This is a genomic window from Bradyrhizobium xenonodulans, from assembly GCF_027594865.1.
Classification (GTDB): Bacteria; Pseudomonadota; Alphaproteobacteria; order Rhizobiales; family Xanthobacteraceae; genus Bradyrhizobium; species Bradyrhizobium xenonodulans.
On sequence record NZ_CP089391.1, the window covers coordinates 917,511 to 939,909 of the forward strand.

General features: G+C 65.4%; 21 protein-coding genes. 12 read left to right on the forward strand and 9 right to left on the reverse strand.

Annotated features, from left to right (window positions below; genetic code table 11):
• Positions 1 to 14 precede the first annotated feature (14 nt).
• From I3J27_RS04315 to I3J27_RS04330, 4 genes are all read right to left on the reverse strand, one after another.
• Positions 15 to 1,700 (reverse strand): long-chain fatty acid--CoA ligase, encoded by a 1,686-nt coding sequence (locus I3J27_RS04315; protein WP_270165649.1) that lies wholly within the window; start codon positions 1,698 to 1,700, stop codon positions 15 to 17.
• 192 nt (positions 1,701 to 1,892) lie between these two features.
• On the reverse strand, positions 1,893 to 3,359 hold the full coding sequence (locus tag I3J27_RS04320) for a D-alanyl-D-alanine carboxypeptidase family protein (RefSeq protein WP_270165651.1): 1,467 nt from the start codon (positions 3,357 to 3,359) through the stop codon (positions 1,893 to 1,895).
• Positions 3,360 to 3,548: 189 nt separating this feature from the next.
• The gene (locus I3J27_RS04325; protein ID WP_270165653.1) at positions 3,549 to 5,345 is read right to left on the reverse strand and encodes a glucan ABC transporter ATP-binding protein/ permease; all 1,797 of its coding nucleotides are present in this window, start codon (positions 5,343 to 5,345) and stop codon (positions 3,549 to 3,551) included.
• 92 nt (positions 5,346 to 5,437) lie between these two features.
• Positions 5,438 to 6,487 carry an ABC transporter substrate-binding protein gene (locus I3J27_RS04330; RefSeq protein ID WP_270165655.1) on the reverse strand — a complete coding sequence of 350 codons (1,050 nt, stop codon included), beginning with the start codon at positions 6,485 to 6,487 and terminating at the stop codon, positions 5,438 to 5,440.
• A 227-nt stretch (positions 6,488 to 6,714) separates the two neighbouring features.
• Here I3J27_RS04330 and I3J27_RS04335 point away from each other — a divergent pair, with 227 nt between their 5' ends.
• The 7 genes from I3J27_RS04335 to I3J27_RS04365 all read left to right on the forward strand — a co-directional run bounded on the left by I3J27_RS04335 (position 6,715) and on the right by I3J27_RS04365 (position 12,189).
• Positions 6,715 to 7,074, forward strand: coding sequence for a hypothetical protein (locus I3J27_RS04335; protein ID WP_270165657.1), 360 nt, complete (start codon positions 6,715 to 6,717; stop codon positions 7,072 to 7,074).
• A 118-nt stretch (positions 7,075 to 7,192) separates the two neighbouring features.
• Positions 7,193 to 7,597, forward strand: coding sequence for a phosphoribosyl-ATP diphosphatase (hisE, locus tag I3J27_RS04340; RefSeq protein WP_270165658.1), 405 nt, complete (start codon positions 7,193 to 7,195; stop codon positions 7,595 to 7,597).
• A 50-nt stretch (positions 7,598 to 7,647) separates the two neighbouring features.
• Positions 7,648 to 8,250, forward strand: coding sequence for a YqaA family protein (locus I3J27_RS04345; RefSeq protein ID WP_270165659.1), 603 nt, complete (start codon positions 7,648 to 7,650; stop codon positions 8,248 to 8,250).
• A 46-nt stretch (positions 8,251 to 8,296) separates the two neighbouring features.
• On the forward strand, positions 8,297 to 8,818 hold the full coding sequence (locus I3J27_RS04350; RefSeq protein WP_270165661.1) for a hypothetical protein: 522 nt from the start codon (positions 8,297 to 8,299) through the stop codon (positions 8,816 to 8,818).
• Between the two features lie 30 nt (positions 8,819 to 8,848).
• Positions 8,849 to 10,249, forward strand: coding sequence for an aspartate ammonia-lyase (locus tag I3J27_RS04355; protein ID WP_270165663.1), 1,401 nt, complete (start codon positions 8,849 to 8,851; stop codon positions 10,247 to 10,249).
• 186 nt (positions 10,250 to 10,435) lie between these two features.
• A complete protein-coding gene (locus I3J27_RS04360) occupies positions 10,436 to 11,404 on the forward strand; it encodes an NAD(P)H-dependent flavin oxidoreductase (protein WP_270165665.1) in 969 nt (322 codons plus the stop codon).
• 11 nt (positions 11,405 to 11,415) lie between these two features.
• Positions 11,416 to 12,189: a thioesterase family protein gene (locus I3J27_RS04365; protein ID WP_270165667.1), complete on the forward strand. Its 774-nt coding sequence runs from the start codon at positions 11,416 to 11,418 to the stop codon at positions 12,187 to 12,189.
• 333 nt (positions 12,190 to 12,522) lie between these two features.
• On the opposite strand, the gene I3J27_RS04370 is transcribed toward I3J27_RS04365, so the two are convergent.
• A complete protein-coding gene (locus I3J27_RS04370; protein ID WP_270165669.1) occupies positions 12,523 to 14,085 on the reverse strand; it encodes an AMP-binding protein in 1,563 nt (520 codons plus the stop codon).
• A 123-nt stretch (positions 14,086 to 14,208) separates the two neighbouring features.
• Here I3J27_RS04370 and I3J27_RS04375 point away from each other — a divergent pair, with 123 nt between their 5' ends.
• The 4 genes from I3J27_RS04375 to I3J27_RS04390 all read left to right on the forward strand — a co-directional run bounded on the left by I3J27_RS04375 (position 14,209) and on the right by I3J27_RS04390 (position 17,192).
• A complete protein-coding gene (locus I3J27_RS04375; RefSeq protein ID WP_270165670.1) occupies positions 14,209 to 15,183 on the forward strand; it encodes an NAD(P)H-dependent flavin oxidoreductase in 975 nt (324 codons plus the stop codon).
• 135 nt (positions 15,184 to 15,318) lie between these two features.
• Positions 15,319 to 15,567 carry a hypothetical protein gene (locus I3J27_RS04380; RefSeq protein ID WP_270165672.1) on the forward strand — a complete coding sequence of 83 codons (249 nt, stop codon included), beginning with the start codon at positions 15,319 to 15,321 and terminating at the stop codon, positions 15,565 to 15,567.
• A gap of 132 nt (positions 15,568 to 15,699) precedes the next feature.
• Entirely contained in the window at positions 15,700 to 16,407 is a 708-nt protein-coding gene (locus tag I3J27_RS04385; protein ID WP_270165674.1) for a hypothetical protein, read from the forward strand.
• Positions 16,408 to 16,490: 83 nt separating this feature from the next.
• A complete protein-coding gene (locus tag I3J27_RS04390) occupies positions 16,491 to 17,192 on the forward strand; it encodes a hypothetical protein (protein ID WP_270165676.1) in 702 nt (233 codons plus the stop codon).
• A gap of 9 nt (positions 17,193 to 17,201) precedes the next feature.
• Here the strand turns inward: I3J27_RS04390 and I3J27_RS04395 are convergent, their stop codons facing one another.
• Positions 17,202 to 18,782 (reverse strand): GMC family oxidoreductase, encoded by a 1,581-nt coding sequence (locus I3J27_RS04395; RefSeq protein ID WP_270165678.1) that lies wholly within the window; start codon positions 18,780 to 18,782, stop codon positions 17,202 to 17,204.
• 121 nt (positions 18,783 to 18,903) lie between these two features.
• On the reverse strand, positions 18,904 to 19,128 hold the full coding sequence (locus I3J27_RS04400; RefSeq protein ID WP_270165680.1) for a cysteine rich repeat-containing protein: 225 nt from the start codon (positions 19,126 to 19,128) through the stop codon (positions 18,904 to 18,906).
• A 236-nt stretch (positions 19,129 to 19,364) separates the two neighbouring features.
• Between I3J27_RS04400 and I3J27_RS04405 the strand changes: the two genes are divergently transcribed.
• Positions 19,365 to 19,646: a hypothetical protein gene (locus I3J27_RS04405; RefSeq protein WP_270165682.1), complete on the forward strand. Its 282-nt coding sequence runs from the start codon at positions 19,365 to 19,367 to the stop codon at positions 19,644 to 19,646.
• Positions 19,647 to 19,781: 135 nt separating this feature from the next.
• Here I3J27_RS04405 and I3J27_RS04410 read toward each other — a convergent pair whose 3' ends face one another.
• Together I3J27_RS04410 and I3J27_RS04415 are read right to left on the reverse strand one after the other, a co-directional pair.
• Positions 19,782 to 21,698, reverse strand: a complete 1,917-nt coding sequence (locus I3J27_RS04410; protein ID WP_270165684.1) for a sensor histidine kinase — start codon at positions 21,696 to 21,698, stop codon at positions 19,782 to 19,784.
• Positions 21,695 to 22,378, reverse strand: coding sequence for a response regulator transcription factor (locus tag I3J27_RS04415; protein ID WP_270165686.1), 684 nt, complete (start codon positions 22,376 to 22,378; stop codon positions 21,695 to 21,697). The genes I3J27_RS04410 and I3J27_RS04415 overlap by 4 nt, the downstream gene beginning before the upstream one ends.
• Positions 22,379 to 22,399 lie beyond the last annotated feature (21 nt).

Genomic DNA, 22,399 nt, shown 5'->3' on the forward strand with positions numbered 1-22,399 from the left:
AACGAAGGAGGCGCTTACGCCGCCTCCGCCTTCTTCTCGTCGCGGAGCTGCCGGCGCAGGATCTTGCCGACATTGGTCTTCGGCAGGTCGGTGCGGAATTCGATGTGCTTGGGCACCTTGTAGCCGGTGAGCTGCTCCTGGCAGAACTTGATCACGGCTTCGGCCGTGAGGTTCGGGTCCTTCTTGACGATGAAGGCCTTCACCGCCTCGCCCGACTTGGAATCGGGGATGCCGATCACCGCGCATTCCAGCACGCCCGGATGGCTCGCGATCACTTCCTCGATCTCGTTCGGATAGACGTTGAAACCCGAGACCAGGATCATGTCCTTCTTGCGGTCGACGATCTTGGTGTAGCCCTTCTCGTCCATCACGCCGATGTCGCCGGTGCGGAAATAGCCGTCCGCGGTCATCACCTTGGCGGTCTCCTCCGGCCTGTTCCAGTAGCCCGACATCACCTGCGGGCCCTTGGCGCAGATCTCGCCGGGTTGGTCCAGCGGGACTTCGTTGCCGTCGTCGTCGCGGATCGAGATGTAAGTCGACGGCACGGGAATGCCGATCGTACCCGTGAACTCGGTTGCCGTTGCCGGATTGCAGGTCAGCGTCGGTGAAGTCTCCGACAGGCCATACCCCTCGGCGATGAAGCAGCCAGTGATCGCCTTCCATTGATCGGCCACGGGGCGCTGTACCGCCATGCCGCCGCCGTTGGAGATCTTCAGCTTGGAGAAGTCGAGCTTCTTGAAGTCGGGATGGTGCATCAGCCCGTTGTAGAGCGTGTTGACTGCCGGGAAGCTGTTGACCTGGTACTTCGCCAGTTCCTTGACGAAGCCGGCGATGTCGCGCGGATTGGGGATCAAGAGATTGCAGCCGCCGGCGCGCACCGCGAGCAGGTAGCAGGCCGTCAGCGCGAAGATGTGGTAGAGCGGCAGCGCGCAGACGACCATGAGCTGGTCGACATGCGGCGGCGAGGTGAGCGCCGGCTGCAGCCATGCGTCGTTCTGCAGGACGTTGGCGACGATGTTGCGATGGAGCAGGGTGGCGCCCTTGGAGACGCCGGTGGTGCCGCCGGTATATTGCAGGAAGGCGACGTCGCCCGGCGACAGTTTTGGCTTGTTGAAGGTCAGGCTACGGCCGGCGGATATGGCGTCGTTGAAAGACACCGCGCCCGGCAGCGACCAGGCCGGTACCATTTTCTTGACGCGGCGGACGACGAGGTTGACGATCACGCCCTTGAAGCCGAGCAGGTCGCCCATGCTGCCGACGATGACGTGCTTGACCTGCGTCTTCGCGATCACCTGCTCGACGGTGTGGGCAAAGTTCTCCAGCACGATGATGGCTTCGGCGCCGGAATCCTTGAGCTGATGCTCGAGCTCGCGCGGGGTGTAGAGCGGGTTGACGTTGACCACGGCGAAACCGGCGCGCAACACGGCCGCGGTGGCGACCGGATATTGCAGCACGTTCGGCATCATGATCGCGACGCGGGCGCCGCGCTGGAGGCCGCGTCCCTGCAAATAGGCCGCCATCGCCAGCGACATCTGGTCGAGGTCGCGATAGCTGATCGACTTGTCCATGCAGATGAACGCCTTGCGGTCGGCGAACTTGTTGAAGCTCTCCTCCAGGAGGTCGACCAGCGATGCATATTGGGTCGGCTCGATATCAGCAGGCACGCCGGGCGGATATTGCTTGAGCCAGATGCGCTCCATGGAAAACTCCCCTCATTTACCAGAGCCCGTTGTGTCTCGGGCTTGCCTCATTGCCGCCAGTATCGAGCCTGCCGGAACAGGTGGCAAGCCGTTGACGCTTAGGACAAAGGTCAGGGAGTGGCTACTGGAATCGTCGCAAACCGCGGCTTGCCGCAAGTGCGAAGCGGGCGCGCGGCTTTGCCGTGGGCGCCGTTAACTGTTGTTGGCCGGCTTGGCGGGGGGCTTGGTCGCAGCCTTGGGCTTGGCGGGCTTTGCCGCCTGGTCGCCGCTTGCCGCAGGCTTCTCGGCGGGTTTCGCCGCCGCATCGTGCTTGGCCGCGGCATGCCTGGTCCCGGCCGGCTTGGCTGCGGTCTTGGTGTCATTCTTGGCGTCGGGCTTGGCATCCGGCTTCGCCGCGGCCGTCTTGCTGTCCTTGCCCGCGTCTTTCGGCTTGTCGGTGGCGTCAGGCTTCTTGGCGACGCGCGACTTCTTGCCACGCGGTTTTGATGCGGCCTGCTGGTCGGCATCGGCCGCGACCGCCGCGATCAGGGCGGTGCCGGTGCGGGTCGGGCCGGTATAGACCAGCACGGGCTCGGCCGCCGCCGGGGCCGAAGCCATCAGCTCGGAGGCTTTCATCAGGGGCGGCTGGAGGCCCGCGGTGAAGAAGGTGACCTGGGCTTCGCCGCCGGTCATGGAGGCCGATCCTGCCGTGCCACCACTGGCCGCGATCAGCGCGTCGTCGTCGTCGCTGGCCGGCCGCTTGCGATGGCCGCCGCACATGTCCTCGCGCAGGTTCGGCGGCGAGGCGTCGACCGGCACCAGCTTGTCGACGGTGCCGAGCGAGGGGCGGAGCCAGGTGAGATTGTCCTGGCCGAAGCCGCGCTCGAGCAATTGCGCCGCCTTCACCGCGCGCGCAGTGCCGGAATTGGCGCCGAGCACGACGGCGATCAGCCGGCGCCCGTTGCGCGTCGCCGATGCCACGAGATTGTAGCCGGAGGCGCAGATGAAACCGGTCTTGAAACCGTCGGCGCCAGGATAGCGGCCGATCAGCTTGTTGAAATTGCCGGTGACGCGCTTGCCGAAGCGGATTGCCGGGATGTGCACGAAATATTCGTATTCCGGCAGGTCGCGCAGGAACGAGCGTGCGAGGATACCGAGGTCGCGTGCCGAGGTGATCTGGCCGTCGGCGGGAAGGCCGTTCGGATTGACGTAGCTCGTCTGCGTCATTCCGAGCCTCAGCGCCGTATCGTTCATCATCGCGGAGAAGCCGTCGATCGAACCGCCGACGCCTTCGGCGAGCACCACGGCCATGTCGTTCGCCGACTTGACCATCATCATCTTCAGCGCGTTGTCGACGGTGAGCTGCGTTCCCGGACGGAACCCCATCTTCGACGGCGACTGCGAGGCCGCCGTCGGCGACACCGTGAGCAGCGTGTCGAGCGTGAGCCTGCCGTCCTTCACCGCCTTCAGCGTTACATAGGCGGTCATGATCTTGGTGACGGACGCGGGATACCACGGGACGGTCGCGTTCTCCGCCTGCAACACCTTGCCGCTGTCGGCCTCGATCAGGAGCAGCGCTTCGGCGCTCGCCGCGCGCGGCGCAAGCAATGCGGCGCATGCGAGCGTCGCAGCGAACAGGTTGAACAGGGATTTGCGAAGCAGCGGGCGAAGGGCGTGCACTATCCGATTCCGGTCCTTGGAGACCCGCCTGATACGGTCGGCTCTCGTGATCTGATGTTCGGTTCTGAAATCCAGCGCCGCCGCTTGCGGCGTCGCAAACCTATACCGGCTGGTGCGCCGAGAACAGGGGCTTCCGGGCGGTATTCCGCAATGAAATAGGCCGAATTTCGACGGTCCTGTGGGGACTTGCTATGGGGACTTGGCAGCGGTCGCGGCAGCCTCAGCCGCCGTCACGCTGGCCCGTGCCGTCTCCTGAACCATGAACTGGGCCCTGGCGAGCTCCGCAAAATGGCCGCCTTTGGCCACGAGTTCATCGAAAGTTCCGATTTCGATCACACGGCCATTCTCGAACACCAGGATCCGCGTCGCATTGCGGATGGTGGAAAGACGGTGGGCGATCACGAAGGTGGTGCGGCCTTTCATCACTTCGTCGAGAGCGGCGTTCACCTTGGCCTCGGTGACGGCGTCGAGCGCGCTGGTGGCCTCGTCCAGGATCAGGATCGGCGGATCCTTCAGCAGCGCGCGGGCGATCGACAGCCGCTGGCGCTCGCCGCCGGAGAGCATGCGGCCGCGCTCGCCGGCATTGGTCTCGAAACCGCCGCTGCGCTCGATGAAGTCGAGTGCCTGCGCGCGCTCGGCGGCCTTGCGCATCTCGGCCTCGGTCGCATCCGGCTTGCCGACGCGCAGGTTGTCCTCAATGGAGCGGTTGAACAGCAGCGCCTCCTGGAACACCACGCCGATGTTCCGCCGCAGCGAGGTCAGCGTGACGCCGCGCACGTCCATGCCGTCGATCTTGATGAAACCGGATTGCGGATCGAAGGCGCGATGCAGCAGCGCGATCGCAGTCGATTTGCCGGCGCCGGTCGGGCCGACCAGCGCGATGGTCTGGCCGGGCAAGGCGGTGAAGGAGAGGTCCTCGATCGCCGGGCGCTTGCCATCATAGGAGAAGGTGACGTCGTTGAACTCGACGAGGCCGGACAGCCGCCCCGCATCGATCGCGTCGGGGCGGTCGTGCACCGCGGGCACGGCATCGAGCACATTGAAGAACTCGCGCAGGCGCGGGGCTTCCATGAACACGTTGTTGATGAAGCTCACGACCTGCTCGAGCTTCTGGATCAGCATCGTCGCGAAGCTCACGAACATCACGATCTCGCCGACCGAGGTCATCCCCTGGTCGTGCAGGGCGATGCCGAGCGTGAAGATCGCGAGCACCGTGATGGTGGTGGAGGCACGCGTGATGACGGTGACGAGTGCCCACCAGGACAGCACCGGCATTTGTGCGGCGAGCAACTCGTCGGCGACGGAACGCAGTCCCTTCACCTCGGATTCGACGCGCACAAAACTCTGCACCAGCGCGACGTTGCCGAGGGCGTCGGAGGCGCGCGCGGAGAGCTCGCTATATTGCTCCTCGACCGCCATCTGCATGCCGAAGGTCTTGCGTACGACGAAGGTGGTCAGCACGGTGAAGACGATGCAGAGCACGAACAGCAGGATCGCGAGCCGCCAGTTCAGATAGAGGGACAGCGGCAGCAGCACCGCGACCGAGAGGATGGCGGCGAAATGCTCGCGGAAGAAGCCGAGCCACAGCCGCCACAGCGCGTCGGTGCCGTTGAGCATCACCTTCATCAGCCGGCCCGAATGGGTGCCGGAGTGGAACGTCAGCGGCAATTGCAGGATGTGCTCGAAATAGTCCGTCAGCACCGCCTGGCGCTGGCGGTGGGAGAGCCGGTCGGCCTGCAGGGCCACGAGTGCGCTGCAAGCGATCGTGAACAGTCCGAACGCGACCCAGGCGGCCAGGAACGGCCAGGCCGAGTTCGACCCGGCCACAGCCTTGCCCGAGAGCACGTCGACGATCCGTCCGAACAGCACGGGTTCTGCGAACTGCGAGGCCGCCAGCAGGAGATTGGCGACGGCAAGCAGCCAGCCCAGCCGCGCCTCCTTGCCGAGCAGCTCGAGAACGCGGGTGTAGAGGCGGAGGATGGACATGCGGGCGAAGAACTCGGGCTCGTCGTCGAGAGGTGAGCCCATATTCTAAGCAGGGATCGTCCGCGAGATACAGCGGAAGCTTTCGGTTTTGCTCAATTGATCAGCCGTCCTGCCACCGGCGGCAGGAACCGGTCGTCGAAGATGTCGCCCGCCGCCGGCTTCTTGCGGAATTTGAAGCCCTGCGCGATCTGCTCGATCGAGCGGTCCAGGCGCGCCGGGTCGATGCCGCCGAGGCCGTTGCGCCTGACCTCGTCGGTCAGGATGTTGTCGGCGAGCACCGTGCGCAGGCGTTCCAGTTCGAGATCGCGGTCGCCATCGTCGATGCGGCTCGCGGCCTCGTTCACCGCACGCGCCGGCTCCTTGACGGTTGCGGCGATGCCCGCGATCAGCGCGCGCACGAAGCCCTTCACGGCATCCGGCTTCGCCGCGGCGAAGGCCGGATTGGCCACCACGGCAAAGCCATAGGCCTCGCAGCCATAGTCGGCATAGCGCAGCACGACGAGATCGGCGCCGGGGACGCCGCGGTCGCGCAGGTTCACCGCCGAGAGATAGCTGAAGCCGGCAACCGCATCGACTTGTCCGGCGGAGAGGATCGGCTCGCGGACCGCTGCGCTGATCTTGTGGAATTTCACATGCGAGGCGTTGATGCCGTTCTGCTGCGCCAGCGCCGGCCACAATCGCATCGACAGATCACCGTCGGCAACGCCGACGGTCTTGCCGTCGAGATCGGGCAGCAGGTGGACGCCGCGGCTTCTGCGCGCGACGATCGCGTAGGGCGCGCGGTTGAACAGCACGAACACCGCCTGGACCGGCGCCGCGTCGTCCTGGTCGCGAAAGCGGATCAGCTCGTTGATGTCGACCAATGCGAGCTCGCTGTCGCCCTTGGCGACGCGCGCGAGCGCCTCCGGCGATCCTGCCGCGCTGTTGAAGGAGACGTTGAGGCGCTCGGCGCCGAACCCGCCGTCCTTCGCGGCAAGGAAGAACGGCGCCATGCTGGCGTCCAACGGGCGGTCGAAGGTGAAGTGGATCGCAACGGACGGTGCGATCGTCTCGGCCGCGCTGACATCGCGTGCAACGCATGTTGCAAGCGCGATCGCGAGAGCCAGCAGACCCCGAAGGGCGATCGTCTTGAATCCTGCCATCGATTGCGCCGGTCCCGCATTGTTATGGTTTGGTGACGCTCGCAGCGCCGGCTGGCCGGTAGCCTGCGCGCGCCAACATGAACGGCGGATGAGCGGCGGTTGCGTCACGATTACGCAACCCCGTTCAGCTTGTGTTGGGGGTGGGGAACCCAACATGGGATGCGGGTGTTTGAGAGACATGAGCCTGTCGTCAGGCACCATTCGAGGTCCCAAGGAGGGTCCAGGACATGTTTGACAGAGTTTCGAAATTCGCCGGCCGCAAGGCCGTTCTTGCCACTGCCGCCGTGGTGGCTCTGACCGCCGTTGCACCCACCGCCTCTTACGCGGGCGGTCGTCATTGGCATGGTGGTGGTGGTGGCGCTGCTGCTGCCGCGGTCTTCGGTCTGGCCGCGACCGGCCTCGCGATCGCAGCCAGCCGCGATGCCTACGCCTATGGACCGGGTCCGGGCTACTATTACGAAAGCGGCCCGACCTACTACAGCGGCCCCGGCTATGGTCCCTATTATTACGGCTCGGGCTACCAAGAGCGCTATGGCGGCTACGACAAGGTCTGCTCGCACGGCTATTCCGGCTACGGTTGCTATTAACCGATCGGTAATACGTCATCGACGAACGGGCTGTCGCGCTAGCCGCGCCGGCCTGTTTTCTGATTTTATTGTCGCGCGTTAACGCGCTCGCCATTGGTTTAGGGTAGTTTCGAGTTCCATGAGTGATTCGCTTGAGCGGCTATATCTGGCTGTGCTCGCGGCCAGAGATCTTGATCCGGCAACATCGCGTACGGCCCGGCTGTTTCAGCGTGGGCCCTCCCAAATGGCGAAGAAGCTGGCCGAGGAGGCTATCGAAGTCGTGATCGATGCGGTCAACGGCGACACCGAGGCCGTGATCCGGGAAAGCGCCGACCTGCTCTACAATCTCACCGTGCTCTGGGCCTCGGCCGGCGTGCGTCCCGAGGACGTCTGGCGCGAGATGACGCGGCGAGAAGAGATGCTCGGCATTGCCGAGAAACTGCCGAAATCTTCGATGAAACTGCCCAAAGTCGCGTCACCCAGCGTCGCCGCCAGGCGGCCAATTGTCGCGATCGAGGGCCGCGTGGCGCGCAAGCGCCACTAATTCAAGCGCCACCAGAACGTCACAAAACTCGCGATGGACAAATCCGTCCCATGGTGCTTCATCGCGGCGCCATGCTGAAACGTATCTACGACTGGTGCATCGACGCCGCCCACAAGCCCTACGCGCTCTGGATCATGGGAGCCGTGGCTTTCGCAGAAAGCTCCTTCTTTCCGGTCCCGCCGGATGTGATGCTGATCCCGATGTCGCTGGCGCGCCCGCAGCGCGCCTGGGTCTATGCGGCGATCTGCACCATCACCTCGGTGCTCGGCGGCCTGCTCGGCTACGCCATCGGCGCGCTGCTGTTCGACTCGGTCGGCCACTGGCTGATCCAGGTCTATGGCCTCGGCGACAAGGTTGATGCCTTCCGTGCCTCCTATGCCGAGTGGGGCGCGGTGATCATCCTGCTGAAGGGTCTGACGCCGATCCCCTACAAGCTGGTCACCATCACCTCGGGCTTTGCCGGCTACAATCTCATTCTTTTCATCGTGTGCTCCATCGTCGCGCGCGGCGGACGCTTCTTCATCGTCGCGATCCTGCTCAATCGCTATGGTGACTGGATCCGCGTCAAGATCGAGAAGCATCTCGGTCTCGTGGTGGCGGTCGGCGCCGCCGTGCTGGTGCTGGGCTTCGTGGTGGCGGTCAAGCTGATCTAAACCGCAGCACTTTGATGCTGCGCCGGCTTCGGCTACGCTTGCCGTCATGATGGTTCGATCCGGCAATCCGGCTGTGCGGCTTAGGACGATGATGTCAGCAGTGCTGCTGTTCCTGCTCGCTGCCGGCGGGACTGGATGGCCGCAATCCGCGCCGCCGGTGCTTGGTTTGCAGGAGCAGGGGCCGCCACCCGCGACGCCCTCGGCCGCGCCGGCGCGCGAGGAAAATCCCGGGCTGATCAATGAAATGGGCAAGCTGTTCGACAAATTGCCCTCGATCCTGCCGCCGATCAAAAGCCCTGGTGAGACCATGAACGATCTGTCGCGGCTGGCGAAGCCGTCGACCATGGTGTCGGGGCGCGTGGCCTGTCCGGCCTCGTCGAACGGCGCGCCGGACTGCAAGCTCGCCGCCGACCAGCTCTGCCAGAGCAAGGGCTACAAGGAAGGCAAGAGCCTGAACGCCGATTCCGCGGAAAAATGCTCGGCCAAGGTTCTGATCCCGGGCCGGCAACGCAAACCGGATGACTGCCGCACCGATACCGTCGTCACCAGCGCGCTGTGCCAGAACTAAGGACGTCGCGCGAGCAAGCAAGGAGCGCCCATGAGCCGCACGGAGCAGGACTTCCTCGGACAGCGTGAGATCGCCGACGACATCTACTACGGCGTCCAGACCATTCGCGGGAAGGAGAACTTCCACATCACCGGCATTCCGATGAACCAGGAGCCTTATTTCGTGAAGGCGCTTGGTTACGTCAAGAAGGCCGCGGCCATGGCCAACCGCGATCTCGGCGCGATCGAGGCCAAGGTGGCCGATGCGATCATCCTCGGCTGCGATCGCGTCATCGCCGGCGACATGATGGACCAGTTCGTCACCGACTTCATCCAGGGCGGCGCCGGCACCTCCACCAACATGAACGCCAACGAGGTGATCGCCAACCTCGCGCTGGAATCGCTCGGCTTCGGCAAGGGCGACTACCAGCATGTCAGCCCCAACGATCACGTCAATTACGGCCAGTCGACCAACGACACCTATCCGACCGCCTTCCGCCTCGCGCTGATCCTGCGGCTCGAGAGCTACATGACGGCGCTGCGCCAGTTGCAAGAGGCCTTCTTCACCAAGGGGCGCGAGTTCGACCGCGTGCTGAAGATGGGCCGCACGCACCTTCAGGACGCCGTGCCGATGTCGCTCGGCGCCGAATTCCGCGGATGGGGCACCACCATCGGCGAAGAGGTCGACCGCATCTCGGAGGCGCGCGCGCTGCTGCGCGAGATCAATCTCGGCGCCACTGCGATCGGCACCTCCGTCACTGCGGCGGTCGGCTATCCCAAGCTCGCCGTCAGGCATCTCAGCGCGCTGACCGGCGTCGACTTCATCCTTGCCGGCGATCTGGTCGAGGCGACCTCGGATACCGGCGCCTATGTGCAGCTCTCCGGCGTGCTCAAGCGCACGGCGAGCAAGCTGACGAAAATCTGCAACGACATTCGCCTGCTGGCCTCGGGCCCGCGCGCCGGCTTCAATGAGATCAACCTGCCGCAGCTCCAGCCGGGCTCCTCGATCATGCCGGGCAAGGTCAATCCCGTGATCCCCGAGGTCGTCAACCAGACCAGCTTCCTCGTCATCGGCCTCGACACCACGGTGACGCTGGCGGCTTCCGCCGGCCAGCTCCAGCTCAACGTGATGGAGCCCGTGATCTCGTTCGCGCTGTTCTTCTCGATCCGCACCATGGAGCGCGCGGTCAACAGCCTGCGCGAGAACTGCGTGCTCGGCATCACCGCCAACGAGGAGCACACCCGCAACATGGTGCTGAACTCTCTCGGCATCGTCACCGTGCTGAAGCCCCTGCTCGGCTACAAGCAATGCGCCGAGATCGCGCGCGAGGGCTACAAGAGCGGCAAGTCGCTGCACCAGATCGTGGTGGCCGAACGCAAGCTGCTGACGCAGGAAAAATGGGACGAGATGTTCTCGTTCGAGCGGCTGATCAACCCGGATCTGATTGGGTGACACTGCTGCCGCGTTGAAGGTGCCGCCCCTGCCATGGGGAGAGGTGAAGTCAGAATTCCGCGCGTTGGAATTGCGGTAACGGCGTCCGCGCCGGCGCCAAAACGCAATACTTGACAGTGGAAAGATTGCCTTGTTGGTATGGCTCCCAACCTTCCATTTCGTCGGCCAATAGAGGATCGCTCCGCAATGTCCATGCCTGCCTTGTTTAGGGGACGCCTCTCGATCCCTGTGATCGGTTCCCCGCTCTTCATCATTTCGGTGCCCGATCTCGTGATCGCGCAGTGCAAGGCGGGTGTGGTCGGCTCGTTCCCGTCGCTGAACGCGAGGCCGCCGGAGCTGCTCGACGAATGGCTGGCGCGGATCACCGAAGAGCTCGCCGCCTATGATCGCGCCCATCCCGACAAGCCGTCGGCGCCGTTCGCGGTGAATCAGATCGTGCACAAGTCGAACAACCGGCTCGATCACGACATGCAGCTCTGTGCCAAATACAAGGTGCCGATGATCATCTCCTCGCTCGGTGCACGCGAGGAGCTCAATCAGGCGGTGCATGGCTGGGGCGGCATCGTTTTCCACGACGTGATCAACCAGAAATTCGCACACAAGGCGATCGAGAAGGGCGCCGATGGCCTGATCCTGGTCGCCGCCGGCGCTGGCGGCCATGCCGGCACGATCTCGCCGCTGGCTTTCGTCGCCGAGACTCGGAAGTGGTTCGACGGCCCGATCGCGCTGTCGGGCGCCATCGGCAATGGCAAGGCGATCCGCGCCGCGCGCATTCTCGGCGCCGACTTCGCCTATATCGGCTCGGCCTTCATTGCGACCAAGGAAGCCAATGCGGTCGAGAAGTACAAGGAGATGATCGCAGGCTCGACGGCCGACGACATCGTCTATTCCAACCTCTTCACCGGCGTGCACGGCAATTATCTGAAGCCGTCGATCCTCGCCGCCGGCATGGATCCGGAAAACCTGCCGACCTCCGATCCGTCCAAAATGAATTTCGGCACCGATGCCTCCGGCGAGCGCGCCAAGCCGAAAGCCTGGAAGGAGATCTGGGGATCGGGCCAGGGCATCGGCAGCGTCGACGGCGTCGTCCCCGCCGCCGAGATGATCGCGCGCTTCAAGAAGGAGTACGACGAAGCGATCGATCCGCCGTTGTAATGGCTCTCGCAATGACCGCCATTTACCGCGTCGACGGCAACAGCGTCGTCACCAGCCCGGACGCCGCCGGCCCATGGGACCGACGCATGCAGCACGGCTCGGCGCCTGCCTCACTGGTGACATGGGCGGCCGAACGGATTCCGACGCCGGTGCCGATGAACATCGCGCGCGTCACCATCGATCTGATGCGCCCGGTGCCGGTGGCGCCGCTGACGATTGCGACCGAGGTTTTGCGCGAGGGCCGCAAGATCCAGCTTTGTGAGGTCAAGCTTCTGGCCGACGGCGTCCAGGTCGTCGGCGCCACCGTGCTCAAGATCAAGCAGCAGACACTGGCGCTGCCCGACGATGTCGAGGAATTGCCAGTCCAATTGCCGTCGCCCGAGGACTCTCTCGTCGAGGACGGCCATGCCGCCACCAGCCCGTTCGTGCGTTCGGTCTCGATGCGCGCCGCCCGCGGCCGCTTCGGCCAGGCCGGCGCCGGTGCCATCTGGTTTCGTGTCGACAATCCGCTGATCGAAGGCGAAGCGGTCTCGCAGGCGATGCGCGCCGTCGTCGCCGCCGATTTCTCCAACGGTACGGCGTCGACGCTGGATTTCCGCGCCTGGACCTACATCAACGCCGACCTGACTGTGAACTTTGCACGCCAGCCGGTCGGTGACTGGATCCTGCTCGACGGCGAATCCTGGATCGGCCCCGACGGCGCGGGCCTTGCGATGTCGCGGCTGGCCGACAGGCAGGGATATTTTGGCCGCGCGGTGCAGAGCCTGGTGATCGAGAAGCGGTGAGCCGCGCTGCGGTGCTCTTCGCGTGATTGAACGGCAGGCTTCCGCCGCCGCGGAAGGGATGCCTGGTCGTGTTTGACGCCAGTATCCTGCCTGTTCACAGGCCGTAGAAGATCTTGATCTCCCACAGCATCACGATAATTGCCGTGATCAACGTGACCGCGGCTACTGCACTTTCCAGGGAAGCGACTCTCATGTCCCACTCCGCTTCCCAGCCCCATCAGCGGTCTAGTTGATTCCCTGATTCGCCGGCAATCGCGCGGGCGCCGCCCGCGGACACTCCGTCGCGCATTGTGGTGCCGGGGCCACAACGACACCGTAGAATCCCGGGGGTATTCACCCCACCATCCGGTCGCGTCCGCTCCAGAACCCCGCGCGCAGCACCTTCTTGTCGACCTTGCCGACGCCGGTCATCGGCAGCTGCTTGACGAACTGGATCTGTTTCGGCGCATGCGCCGAGCCCTTGCGCGTCCTCACCATATTGATCAGCTCGTCGGCATCCGGCTTTGTGCCTTCGCGCGGCACGACGACGGCGGTGACGGCCTCGCCCCATTTGTCGTCGGGAACGCCGACGACCGCGACCATCGCGACATCGGCATGCTGCGACAGCACGTCCTCGACCTCGCGCGGAAAGATGTTGAAGCCGCCGGTGACGATCATGTCCTTCTTGCGGTCGAGGATGAACATGTAGCCGCGCTCGTCCTTGCGCGCGATGTCGCCGGTGTGGACCCAGCCGTTCTTCAGCGTCTCGGCGGTGATATCAGGCCGCTTCCAGTATTCCGCCATGACATGCGGGGCGCGTACGCAGATTTCGCCGGCCTCGCCGGTCTTCACCTCCTGGTCGTCGTCGTCGAGGATTTTGACCTCGCAGGCCGCGATCGGGAAGCCGCAGGACAGAAACAGTTCCGGCGTCCTGGGATCGTGATCCGCCTTGCGCAGCACCGAGACCGGATAGCATTCGGTCTGGCCGTAGAGCTGCGAAAACACCGGCCCGATCCGTTCGATGCCCTCGAGCAGCCGGCTCGGCGACATCGCGGAGGCGCCGTAGAGCACGAGCTCGAGCGATGACAGGTCGGTCCTGCCGAGCGCGGGATGATCGAGCAGCACGTAGATCATCGTCGGAACGAACAGCGTGAAATTGATGCGCTCGCGCGCGATCGTCGCCAGCACGGCCTCGGGATCGAATCCCTTCAGCATGTGCACGGTGCCGCCGCGCATCAGGGTCGGCAGCACCTTCGTGCCGGCGACATGGCTGATCGGGGCGACCGTGAGATAGCGCGCGCCATCGGGGATTTCAAAGTCGGCGAGGATCGCGGCAGCAGCTCCGGCATTTTCGCGATGGTAGCGCAGCGCGCCCTTGGATTTGCCGGTCGTGCCGCCGGTGTAATTCAGCGTCGAGAGATCGTCGGGGCCGGCGAGGCACAGCGGGCTGGTGTGGCCTTCGATCTCGATCGCCTGCAACAGATCGACGCCGTAGTCGGCCGGTCCCATGGTGAAGACCGCTTTGAGCATGCCCGCTTGGGCGGCGAGCTCGCCGCCGCGCTCGCGGAAGGCGGCGGCATCGACCACCAGCACCTCGGCCTCGGAATCCTCGAGCTGAAAGAGCTGGTCGGCCTGCGATCCCAGTGGATGCAGCCAGGTGATGCAGAACCGCGACAATTGCGCGGCGACGCCGGCGCACCAGCTGTCGGCGCGGTTCGCGGTGAGGAAGGCGACGCGCGCGCCGGGCTGCAATCCGAGCCGCATGAAGACACCCTGGATACGTCCGATCAGGTCGATGGTGCCCTCATAGCTCAGCGATCCGCCGGGCCAGGCGAAAGCGGTGCGCCCGGGATAACGCGACAGCGCGCGTAGCGTCTGCGCGCAAGTCGGGGACGATGCGTGAAGCGGATCTGACATGCGTTTCCTCGCTGCTTTGTCATCGGCTTCTGGCGTGCCAATGTTGCTGATGACGCTAGCACAGAGAATGCGGGATGGAACGACAAAGCCCGCGCTGCGGGCGAGAGTGACAGGGAGGCTTGAGTGACATCCGATCGACTGCAGCATTTTCGCGATCGCCTCAGCCTGCCTTTGATCGCAGCGCCGATGTTTCTGGTGTCGGGCGTCGAGCTCATGGTCGCGGCTTGCCAGAGCGGTGTGATCGGCAGCTTTCCCACCGTGAATTGCCGCAGCACGGAACAGCTCGATGCATGGCTCACCGAGATCGAAACGCGACTGCGGCAGCACGAAGATCAAACCGGCCGCAAGGCCGCGCCGCTCTGTCCGAACCTGATCGTGCATCGCTCCAACGCGCGGCTGGAGCAGGATCTCGCCGTGCTGCTGCGGCAGAAGCCCGAGATCGTCATCACGTCGGTCGGGTCCCCGGCGCCGGTGTTGGAGCCGCTGCACGATGCCGGCGTGCTGGTGCTGGCGGATGTTGCCTCGATCCGTCACGCCGAGCGCGCAGCGGAAGCCGGTGCCGATGGTCTCGTGCTGCTCACGGCGGGCGCGGGCGGGCAGACCGGCTGGCTCAATCCGTTCGCCTTCGTCCGAGCGGTGCGTGCGTTCTACGACGGCATCATTGTGCTCGCGGGCGGCATCAGCGATGGTCATGCGCTGCATGCGGCCGAAGTGCTCGGCTGCGATCTCGGTTACATGGGCACGAAGTTCATTGCGACGCGCGAGAGCATGGCGGACGAGCGCCATAAGCGGATGCTGGTCGACAGCAGCGCCGACGATATTCTGCTCACCACCGCGTTCACGGGCTTGCAGACCAGCATGCTGAAGCCGTCGATCGTGGCTGCTGGTCTTGATCCCGACGATCTGCCGGCCCGTGGCGCGATCGAGATCGGCAAGGATATCGACGTCGGCGCGCGCGAAAGCCGTCCGAAACGCTGGCGCGACATCTGGAGCGGCGGGCACTCGACGTCGGGCGTGACCGACGTGATGGCGGTCGATGGTCTCGTCGCGCGGACGGTCGCCGAATATCGCGAGGCCGGCGGGCGTTCGTCCCCGTAAAGACCCGGAGAAGAGCGCGCCGCCTGATCACAGTTAATCGAGCGCTCCTTCAAACCCCCTCACTTAACGGCAGATTAACCAACGCCCGCCAAGAATCCCTCTCACGGCCGCCAATCAGGACGAGAGGGACAGGCGATGGACTTCGATTTTCTCAACAGCAAGACCGCCGCGACGCTGGATGAAATCCGCGTTCGCGTCGCCCATGCGCTGGCCCGCCACCCGCTGTGCCGCAACGTGCGCTTCGACATCGTCAAGGTCCCCCGCACCCGCCGGGGCGGCAACTGGACGGTGACGTTGCAATCGGTCGAGCCGCGCGCGGTCTGGGAGGCCTCCGAGATCGTCGCCGACATCCAGGATGCCTACGACCTGGCGCTAGCTGCCTGATTTTCTAGAGATTTCAGGGGCATGTCGCCCTAGTCCGCGCGATTGCCGCCGCAATGGCACGGTTAAGCCTTAATTATCGCCCAGTTTCCGGGCACTGATCACGTGGACTTGAAGCTGGGCGCGGAGAGACGTTTGTCGAAAGCCATCACCATCGTCGTGCTGACCTGTTTCCTCGTGCTCGGCGCGGCCACCACCGCCATTCTCGGCCGTGACAGCGTGCCCAGCGTCAGCGCGGAGATGATCACGCAGGCCCCGGCGAAGCCGCTTTCGACCAACCGCGCCGCCAAGGCCGACCGTCTGGTCCCGACATTGGCCCTCGCCTCGGCGGCGATCGATCCGGTGCAGGTGCCCGCCGACAAGCTTTCGCAGACGCCGGTGCTGACCGAGCCGTTGCGCCAGGCTTTTGCCGCTGCAACCCCTGCCGATTTCCCGATGCCCAAGGCAAGTGTGAACGAGGCCCCCGCCGCCGCAGAGGCTCCGCCGGCCGAAGCCCCGGCCAAGCCGAAAGTCGTCGCCAAGCCGCAGCCGCAGAAAAACTATTCGCTGCTGTCCGAGGCGCAGATCGCGGGCATCAGGGATCGTCTGAAGCTGTCGTCGTCGCAGGAATATTATTGGCCCTCCGTCGAGACCGCCCTGCGCAATGTGGTCCGCAAGATCTCGGCCAACAAGCTTTCCAACCCGAACGCGCCGGGCGTGCCGATCGATCCGAATTGCGATGAGGTCCAGCAATTGAAGTCGGCCGCGATGCCGCTGCTGTTCCAGTTGCGTGACGACCAGAAGGAAGAAGTGCGCAAGCTCGCCCGCATCATCGGGCTGGAGAAGGTCGCGCAGCAGATCTAACGCAAGTTCCTTCGGGAACTGCGCCCCTATCAGGAACATCCGGTAATCGACAGCGTTGCCCGCTCCAAACAGGGAGTGGATTAATGCGCGCCGCGACAGCCTATTTCGTCGGTGCCGGAACGATCGTCGTCGCCATCGCCATTGGTCTCGGCGGCGGTATCGTCGCCGGCAACATCATGAATCCGATCGCGCCCAAGCAGGGCCCGGACGCCGGCAAGATGGCGCAGCGCGCTGAAGCCGCCGCCCAGGCTGCTACACCTGCCACGACCAGCGCGCCCTCCGAGCGCGTGCAATATCTCACCGGCACGCAGGCTTTCGGCACAGTGATCGCCGCGCCCGCGCAGGCAAAGGACGAAGCCACGCAGGCCACCCAGGCAAGTGCCGAGCCACCGGCGCCGCAGCCTTCGCAAGCGGCCGCGGTCGAGCCGCCCAAGGAGCAGATCAAGGAGCCGCTCAAGCCGGCATCCACTTCGCCTCCGCCGGCCGCAAAACCTGCCGAGCAGCAGGCGTCGACAGAACCATCCTCTTCACCTGACAACGCTTACGCCAAGGCCCGGGATTCCGACGTGAAGCGCGCCGCATCCGAGCGGCGCCGGATCGAACGCCGCGAGCGCTGGACCGAGCGCCGCTACTACGACTCCCGCGAGCCGCGAGGCATGCGCGATCGCACCGATTGGGACGATGTCGCGCGCAACGTCCGCGAAGATTCCGACGGGCGTGACTATGCCAGCCGTCCGCGCAGCGGCTTCCCGCACATCAGGCTGTTCGGACCTGACGACGACTAATACTTGTCGTCAGCCCAGGATCGCGGCCGCCGCGCATTCGGCGATCAGGATGGTCGGCGTCTGGATGTTGCCCGAGATCATGATCGGGATCGCCGAGGCGTCGGCGACATGCAGGCCATCGATGCCACGCACCTTCAGGCGTTGCGGATCGACGACGGCCAGATCATCCGTGCCCATTCGGCAGGTTGAGGCGGCGTGATAGAGCGTCGTGCAGTGGCCGCGAATGTAGTCGGCGATGTCGGCATCGCTCACGGCCTCCGCACTCGGCGTGACCTCGCCCTCGATCAATTCCTTCAGTGGTGATTGCGCCGCGATGCGGCGGTTGATGCGTACGCCTTCGATCATGGTCGCGATGTCGTTGCCGCTGGCGTCCGACGCGAAATAGCCGGGATCGATTGCGGGATGCTCGATCGGATCGGCGGAGCGCAGCGCGATCTGGCCGCGGCTGTTCGGCCGCTGCAAGGTCGCATGCAGCGTGATGCCAGGCCTGGACGACAGAAAGCGGACGTAGTCGCGGTGCGGGCTGATCGCGCCATAGAGCTGAAGGTCGGGCTCGACGCCGGGGCGGCTGCGTACATGCGCGCCGGCGGCGACCCAGGGCGAGGTGCGCGGACCGCTGCGATGCGCCTGCCACTCTGCGAGGCTCGCGGCAAGACTCTCGTCGGTCCAGGCGCCGACCCCTATCTTCTCATTGGTGTAGAAGGTGATGGGAATGTTGATGTGGTCCTGGAGATCCTTGCCGACGCCGGGTAGATCATGCACGACGTCGACGCCGACCGCCTTCAATTCGTCGGCCGGACCGACGCCCGACAGCAGCAATTGTTGCGCCGAGCCGATGGCCCCGGAGGCGAGCACGACCTCGCCGGCGGCGAAGGCGCTCTTCGGCCGTCCATCCTCGAGATATTCGACGCCGATCGCGTGGCCGCGCTCGATGATGACGCGGGTCACGCGTATGGCTGTCTTCAGCGTGAGATTGGCGCGCGTCAGCGCCGGGCGCAAATAGGCCTTGCCGGTGCCGAAGCGCTCGCCGTCCTTGATGACGAACTGGAAGAAGCCTGCGCCTTCCTGGGTGGGGCCGTTGAAATCGGGATTGTGCGGGAGACCCGCGGCCTGCGCCGCCTCCAGCCATTTCAATTCATTGGGATCGACGAAGGGAACGTCGGCGACGTGCAAGGGGCCGCTCGTGCCGTGGAAGGGATCATCGGCGAAGCGCGCATTGCCCTCGAAAGCGATGAATTTCGGCAGCACGTCGCGCCACCCCCAGCCCATGCAGCCCGCTTTCTCCCAGCCGTCATAGTCTGAGGGCAGTCCGCGGATATAGATCATCGCGTTGATCGCACCGGAGCCGCCGACCATCTTGCCGCGCGGCCAGAAGATCCGCCGTCCGCGGCAGCCGGCCTGCGGTTCGGTATAAAAGCCCCAATCGACGGCGGTGTTGAACATCGTCGGCCAGTCGGACGGAATGTCCGAGGCGAGCGGCGCAGCGCGCCCGGCCTCCAGCACCAGCACCTTGCGATGCGGATCGGCCGACAGCCGGCCCGCCAGCACGCAGCCGGCCGAGCCGGCCCCGACGATGATCGTGTCGTACATTGAAGAGCACTCCGAAAGTCACGGCGTCATGACGCAGAGCGCTTGCAAGATTCGTGCTTTGGAGGCGATCTCGACATGCCGGGATGCGTGCGCGGCACGCAGGCCCGGAATGACAGAAGGGTTAGCCCCCGTGCGATTCCACCACCTTGCGGCAGGCGTCGGAGAGCTTCGTCTTGTTCTCGCGCAGGCAGGCATTCATCTGCGGCGGCTTGCCGACATGCTCGGCGCAGAATTTGCTGGCGTCGCCGCGGCAGGCCATCTGCTCCTGCAACGTCGGACCGGATTGCGCCGTGGCGGGCAGGGTGGCGGCGGCGAGCAGCAGCGCGGCAAGAACTGAAGTCTTCATGAAGCACCTCTTTGGAATTGGGATGGGTCCCGCTTGGGATCGGGTGAGCCGAACCATCTCGCGGAGGCCCGCCGCCGGTCCATGCCATGTTCATGGCATCGGCCGGCCGTCCCGGCGGGCCGCACCCCCATCTTCATGGCATGTATCCGCGCGCCGTCTTTTGCCATTCAGGCTGCACGTCGGCTGCGAGACCCGGTGACTGCATCGGGACGCCGAACGGGAAGCAGGAGAGCAAGATGTCGAAAAGAGTGGGAGCGCTGAGCGCCGGGCTGACGGTCATGATGCTCGCGGGCGCGGCGATGGTGTCGCTGGGTACGAGCCCGGCGCAGGCGGTGGTCTATTGCAAGACGGTCGGCGTGCCCAAGGGTTGCGTGGTGCGGCCGACTGGGGCGGTGGTGGTTGCACCAGCCGCCGCGGTCGCGGTGGCGACGCCCGGCGTGGGCGCGCCCGGCGTCGGCGTCCGTGCGGGCACGCCGATGAACCGCGGCGGTCCGGTCAATCGCGTCGGTGTGCGCTGACGATCGCGTTCGATTGAGTTGATTGCATTACTTCGGGCGCAAGGATGACTTGCGGACGAACCCCCCGTCCTCCGCATGACCATAATCCGGCCCGTTCCCCCTCTCCGCGCGTCCCACACGTTCGGGGAGGGGCTTTCAGCCGGCAGCCGCGTCGCTGTCGGGAAAAATCTGCGGCAATTGCAGCCGTACGCGCGTGCCCGAGGCGTCCGAGAACAGGTCGAGCACCACGCCGCAGCGTGCGGCGCGGCTTCTCATGTTGCGCAGGCCCCGCGCGTTCCGGCCCGCGCCGGCGGCCTCACCATTGCCCTCCGGCGCAAAACCACGGCCGTCATCCGTAACGCTGATCATGCCGTACGGCCCTAGGCCGTCGTCGAGCGTCTCGATGGTGACCGCGATATTGCAGGCCTGGGCGTGCTTGACCGCGTTGGTCACGGCCTCGTCGAGGATACGCACGATCTGGACGACGTGCCATGGCCGCAGTTCGGGATGCAGCGGCAGGCCCTGCGGCGTCGCCACGCGCCAGTCGAGCGCGATGTCGTGCGGCCGCAATTGCGCCGTTGCGCGCTCGCGCCAGGAGCCGAGCGCAAGCATCAGGTCGCCGCCGATGTCGTCCATGGAATCGATGACGAGGCGTAGGTCCTTCAGCGCAGCGCGCGCCGCATCCGTGATGGTCGCGCCCTCATGGCCGCGCTCGGAGAGCGCGACGATGCTGACGAGCTGGCCGCCGAGGCCGTCATGCAGGTCGCGCATCAGCCGCGTGCGCTCGTTGGCGAGCGCGGCGGCCCGCGCGCGCTCCTCCTCGCGGGCAAAGCTCGCCTTCAGCCGCTCCTCCGCCTCGCGCACGCGCGTCACGAGCTGATTGGCAAAGCCGTCGACCTGGTTCAGCGCGCGGGCGAAACGCCAGGTCAGCCCGGCACCGATCGCGACCAGCATCGCCGAATAGGACAGGCGCGACACGAAGATGCGTTCGTTGGACATGATCTCGAAGACCGCGAGCATGTCGTGGACCCAGCAGATCAGCACGATGGTCACCGCGCAGCCGAGCGTGAAGCTCGCCGCATCCGGGCGCCGCGCCACCTGTGCCGCCGTGATGCCGGCCATCAGCAACAGGCAGATGCCGACCATGGGGATGCCGAGGACCAGGAACAGTATGCGTGGCAGCGGGGGGCCGCCCAGCAGTCCCACCACGAACACCACGACGCCCGGCAGGAACAGCAGCATGCCGTAGCGCGGCCAGCGCCAACCGAAGAACAGCAGGGCGAACACGACGATCAGGGCGCTCTCGATCGGGGCCGACGCCAGCAGCACTGCGGCGAGCCGCGACGTGGTGGCCGGCGGCACCGGCGGCGGCATGAACGCCTGCGCCACGCCGAGCACCATCGCCACCGCGAGCACGCCATAGACCGGCTCGTGGCGCCGCATCAGCCACATGATCGCGAGGATGACGGCGAGGATCGATTGCCAGGCGGAGAACGCCACCGGCAATGTGACGAACAGCAACGTGCGCGTCTCGTAGGACGGACGCAACGCGGTGTCGGGTCCGACATAGACGGTGTCGAGAAAGCCCTTCAGCGGACCCCAGACGAACAGCCGCACCGTGATCTCGTTGCTGCCGTCGCGCAGCAGCGAGGCGGGGATGAGCGCGATCTGCGGCGTGTTGCGGTCCGGCCGGTTGGCATTGGCATCGCGACGGGAGTCGAGCACGACGACGCCGTTGATGGCGACCTCCACCGCGTTGCTGAAGCGCGGCAGGTACACGGACCATCCGGCACCGCCGTTTCTGAAGGTGAAGGCGCCGGTGTAGAGCGGAGGATCGGCGAGCGAATAGCGTGACGATGTGAAATGTGGCAGCATCACCGGACGGCTCGCGCCGTCCTCCCGCAGCGAAAATCCGCCCAGCGCGAAGTCTTCGGGGTCGGTCGGCTGGAGCAGCCGCAGCCCGAGGATGGTCGCGATCACGATCAAGACCTGGAGCAGCAGATACGGCGCGAGGCGCGAGGCAATCAGCCGGCGCTGCATGCGCATGGGTGGCTTCGCCGCAACCTCGCTCACAGCTTGATCAGGCCCTGCTGCACCGCCTCGAACACCGCTTCGCTACGGGTGTGCACCTCGAGCTTGCGATAGATGTTCTTGATGTGGCCGGGCACGGTCTGCCTGGACAGGCCGAGATGGCTCGCGATCTCGGCGTAGCTGAAGCCCTTGGCAATGCCCCAGAGGATGTCGATCTCGCGTGGGGTCAGTCTTGCGGTGTTGAGCACGGGGCCCGGCGGCGGCTCGGCCGAGTTCTGCGCGGCGCCTTGCGTCCTGCGCACGATGAAGCGGGCGATCGAGGCCGAGATCGGCGAATGTCCCGCGACCAGATCGCGCACGGTGGTGGCGATGTCGGTCGGGAAAGCATCTTTCAGGAGATAGCCGGTGGCGCCGACCGTGATCGCCGAGATCACGCTTTCCTCGTCCCCCAGCGCCGAGATCACCATGATCTCGGTATCGGGAAAGCGCAGCCTCGTCTCGCGGATCAGCTCGACGCCGTGGCCGTCGGGCAGCCGCAGGTCGGTCAGCAGCACGCGCGGCGCGCCGCCGTTCAGGGCCTGACGCGCCTCACCGAGCGTGCCCGCGCTGCGCACCTCGTAGCCGGCCTTGGCCAGGGCATCCTGGAGCCGCCAGCAGGTCGGCGCATCGTCCTCGACGAGGAGGATGGTGATGACCTCACCCGTCTCGCCCTGTTCGCTCATGTCCAATCGTCCCGCGACCCG

What these genes read in the sequence shown, in the direction of transcription:
- I3J27_RS04365 (WP_270165667.1), top strand. Translation starts at nt 11,416, where the DNA reads ATGACCGCCATTTACCGCGTCGACGGCAACAGCGTCGTCACCAGCCCG.
- I3J27_RS04370 (WP_270165669.1), bottom strand. Translation starts at nt 14,085, where the DNA reads ATGTCAGATCCGCTTCACGCATCGTCCCCGACTTGCGCGCAGACGCTA.
- hisE (WP_270165658.1), top strand. Translation starts at nt 7,193, where the DNA reads ATGAGTGATTCGCTTGAGCGGCTATATCTGGCTGTGCTCGCGGCCAGA.
- I3J27_RS04415 (WP_270165686.1), bottom strand. Translation starts at nt 22,378, where the DNA reads ATGAGCGAACAGGGCGAGACGGGTGAGGTCATCACCATCCTCCTCGTC.
- I3J27_RS04355 (WP_270165663.1), top strand. Translation starts at nt 8,849, where the DNA reads ATGAGCCGCACGGAGCAGGACTTCCTCGGACAGCGTGAGATCGCCGAC.
- I3J27_RS04325 (WP_270165653.1), bottom strand. Translation starts at nt 5,345, where the DNA reads ATGTCCATCCTCCGCCTCTACACCCGCGTTCTCGAGCTGCTCGGCAAG.
- I3J27_RS04395 (WP_270165678.1), bottom strand. Translation starts at nt 18,782, where the DNA reads ATGTACGACACGATCATCGTCGGGGCCGGCTCGGCCGGCTGCGTGCTG.
- I3J27_RS04335 (WP_270165657.1), top strand. Translation starts at nt 6,715, where the DNA reads ATGTTTGACAGAGTTTCGAAATTCGCCGGCCGCAAGGCCGTTCTTGCC.
- I3J27_RS04315 (WP_270165649.1), bottom strand. Translation starts at nt 1,700, where the DNA reads ATGGAGCGCATCTGGCTCAAGCAATATCCGCCCGGCGTGCCTGCTGAT.
- I3J27_RS04380 (WP_270165672.1), top strand. Translation starts at nt 15,319, where the DNA reads ATGGACTTCGATTTTCTCAACAGCAAGACCGCCGCGACGCTGGATGAA.
- I3J27_RS04360 (WP_270165665.1), top strand. Translation starts at nt 10,436, where the DNA reads ATGTCCATGCCTGCCTTGTTTAGGGGACGCCTCTCGATCCCTGTGATC.
- I3J27_RS04390 (WP_270165676.1), top strand. Translation starts at nt 16,491, where the DNA reads ATGCGCGCCGCGACAGCCTATTTCGTCGGTGCCGGAACGATCGTCGTC.
- I3J27_RS04330 (WP_270165655.1), bottom strand. Translation starts at nt 6,487, where the DNA reads ATGGCAGGATTCAAGACGATCGCCCTTCGGGGTCTGCTGGCTCTCGCG.
- I3J27_RS04350 (WP_270165661.1), top strand. Translation starts at nt 8,297, where the DNA reads ATGATGGTTCGATCCGGCAATCCGGCTGTGCGGCTTAGGACGATGATG.
- I3J27_RS04400 (WP_270165680.1), bottom strand. Translation starts at nt 19,128, where the DNA reads ATGAAGACTTCAGTTCTTGCCGCGCTGCTGCTCGCCGCCGCCACCCTG.
- I3J27_RS04345 (WP_270165659.1), top strand. Translation starts at nt 7,648, where the DNA reads ATGGTGCTTCATCGCGGCGCCATGCTGAAACGTATCTACGACTGGTGC.
- I3J27_RS04405 (WP_270165682.1), top strand. Translation starts at nt 19,365, where the DNA reads ATGTCGAAAAGAGTGGGAGCGCTGAGCGCCGGGCTGACGGTCATGATG.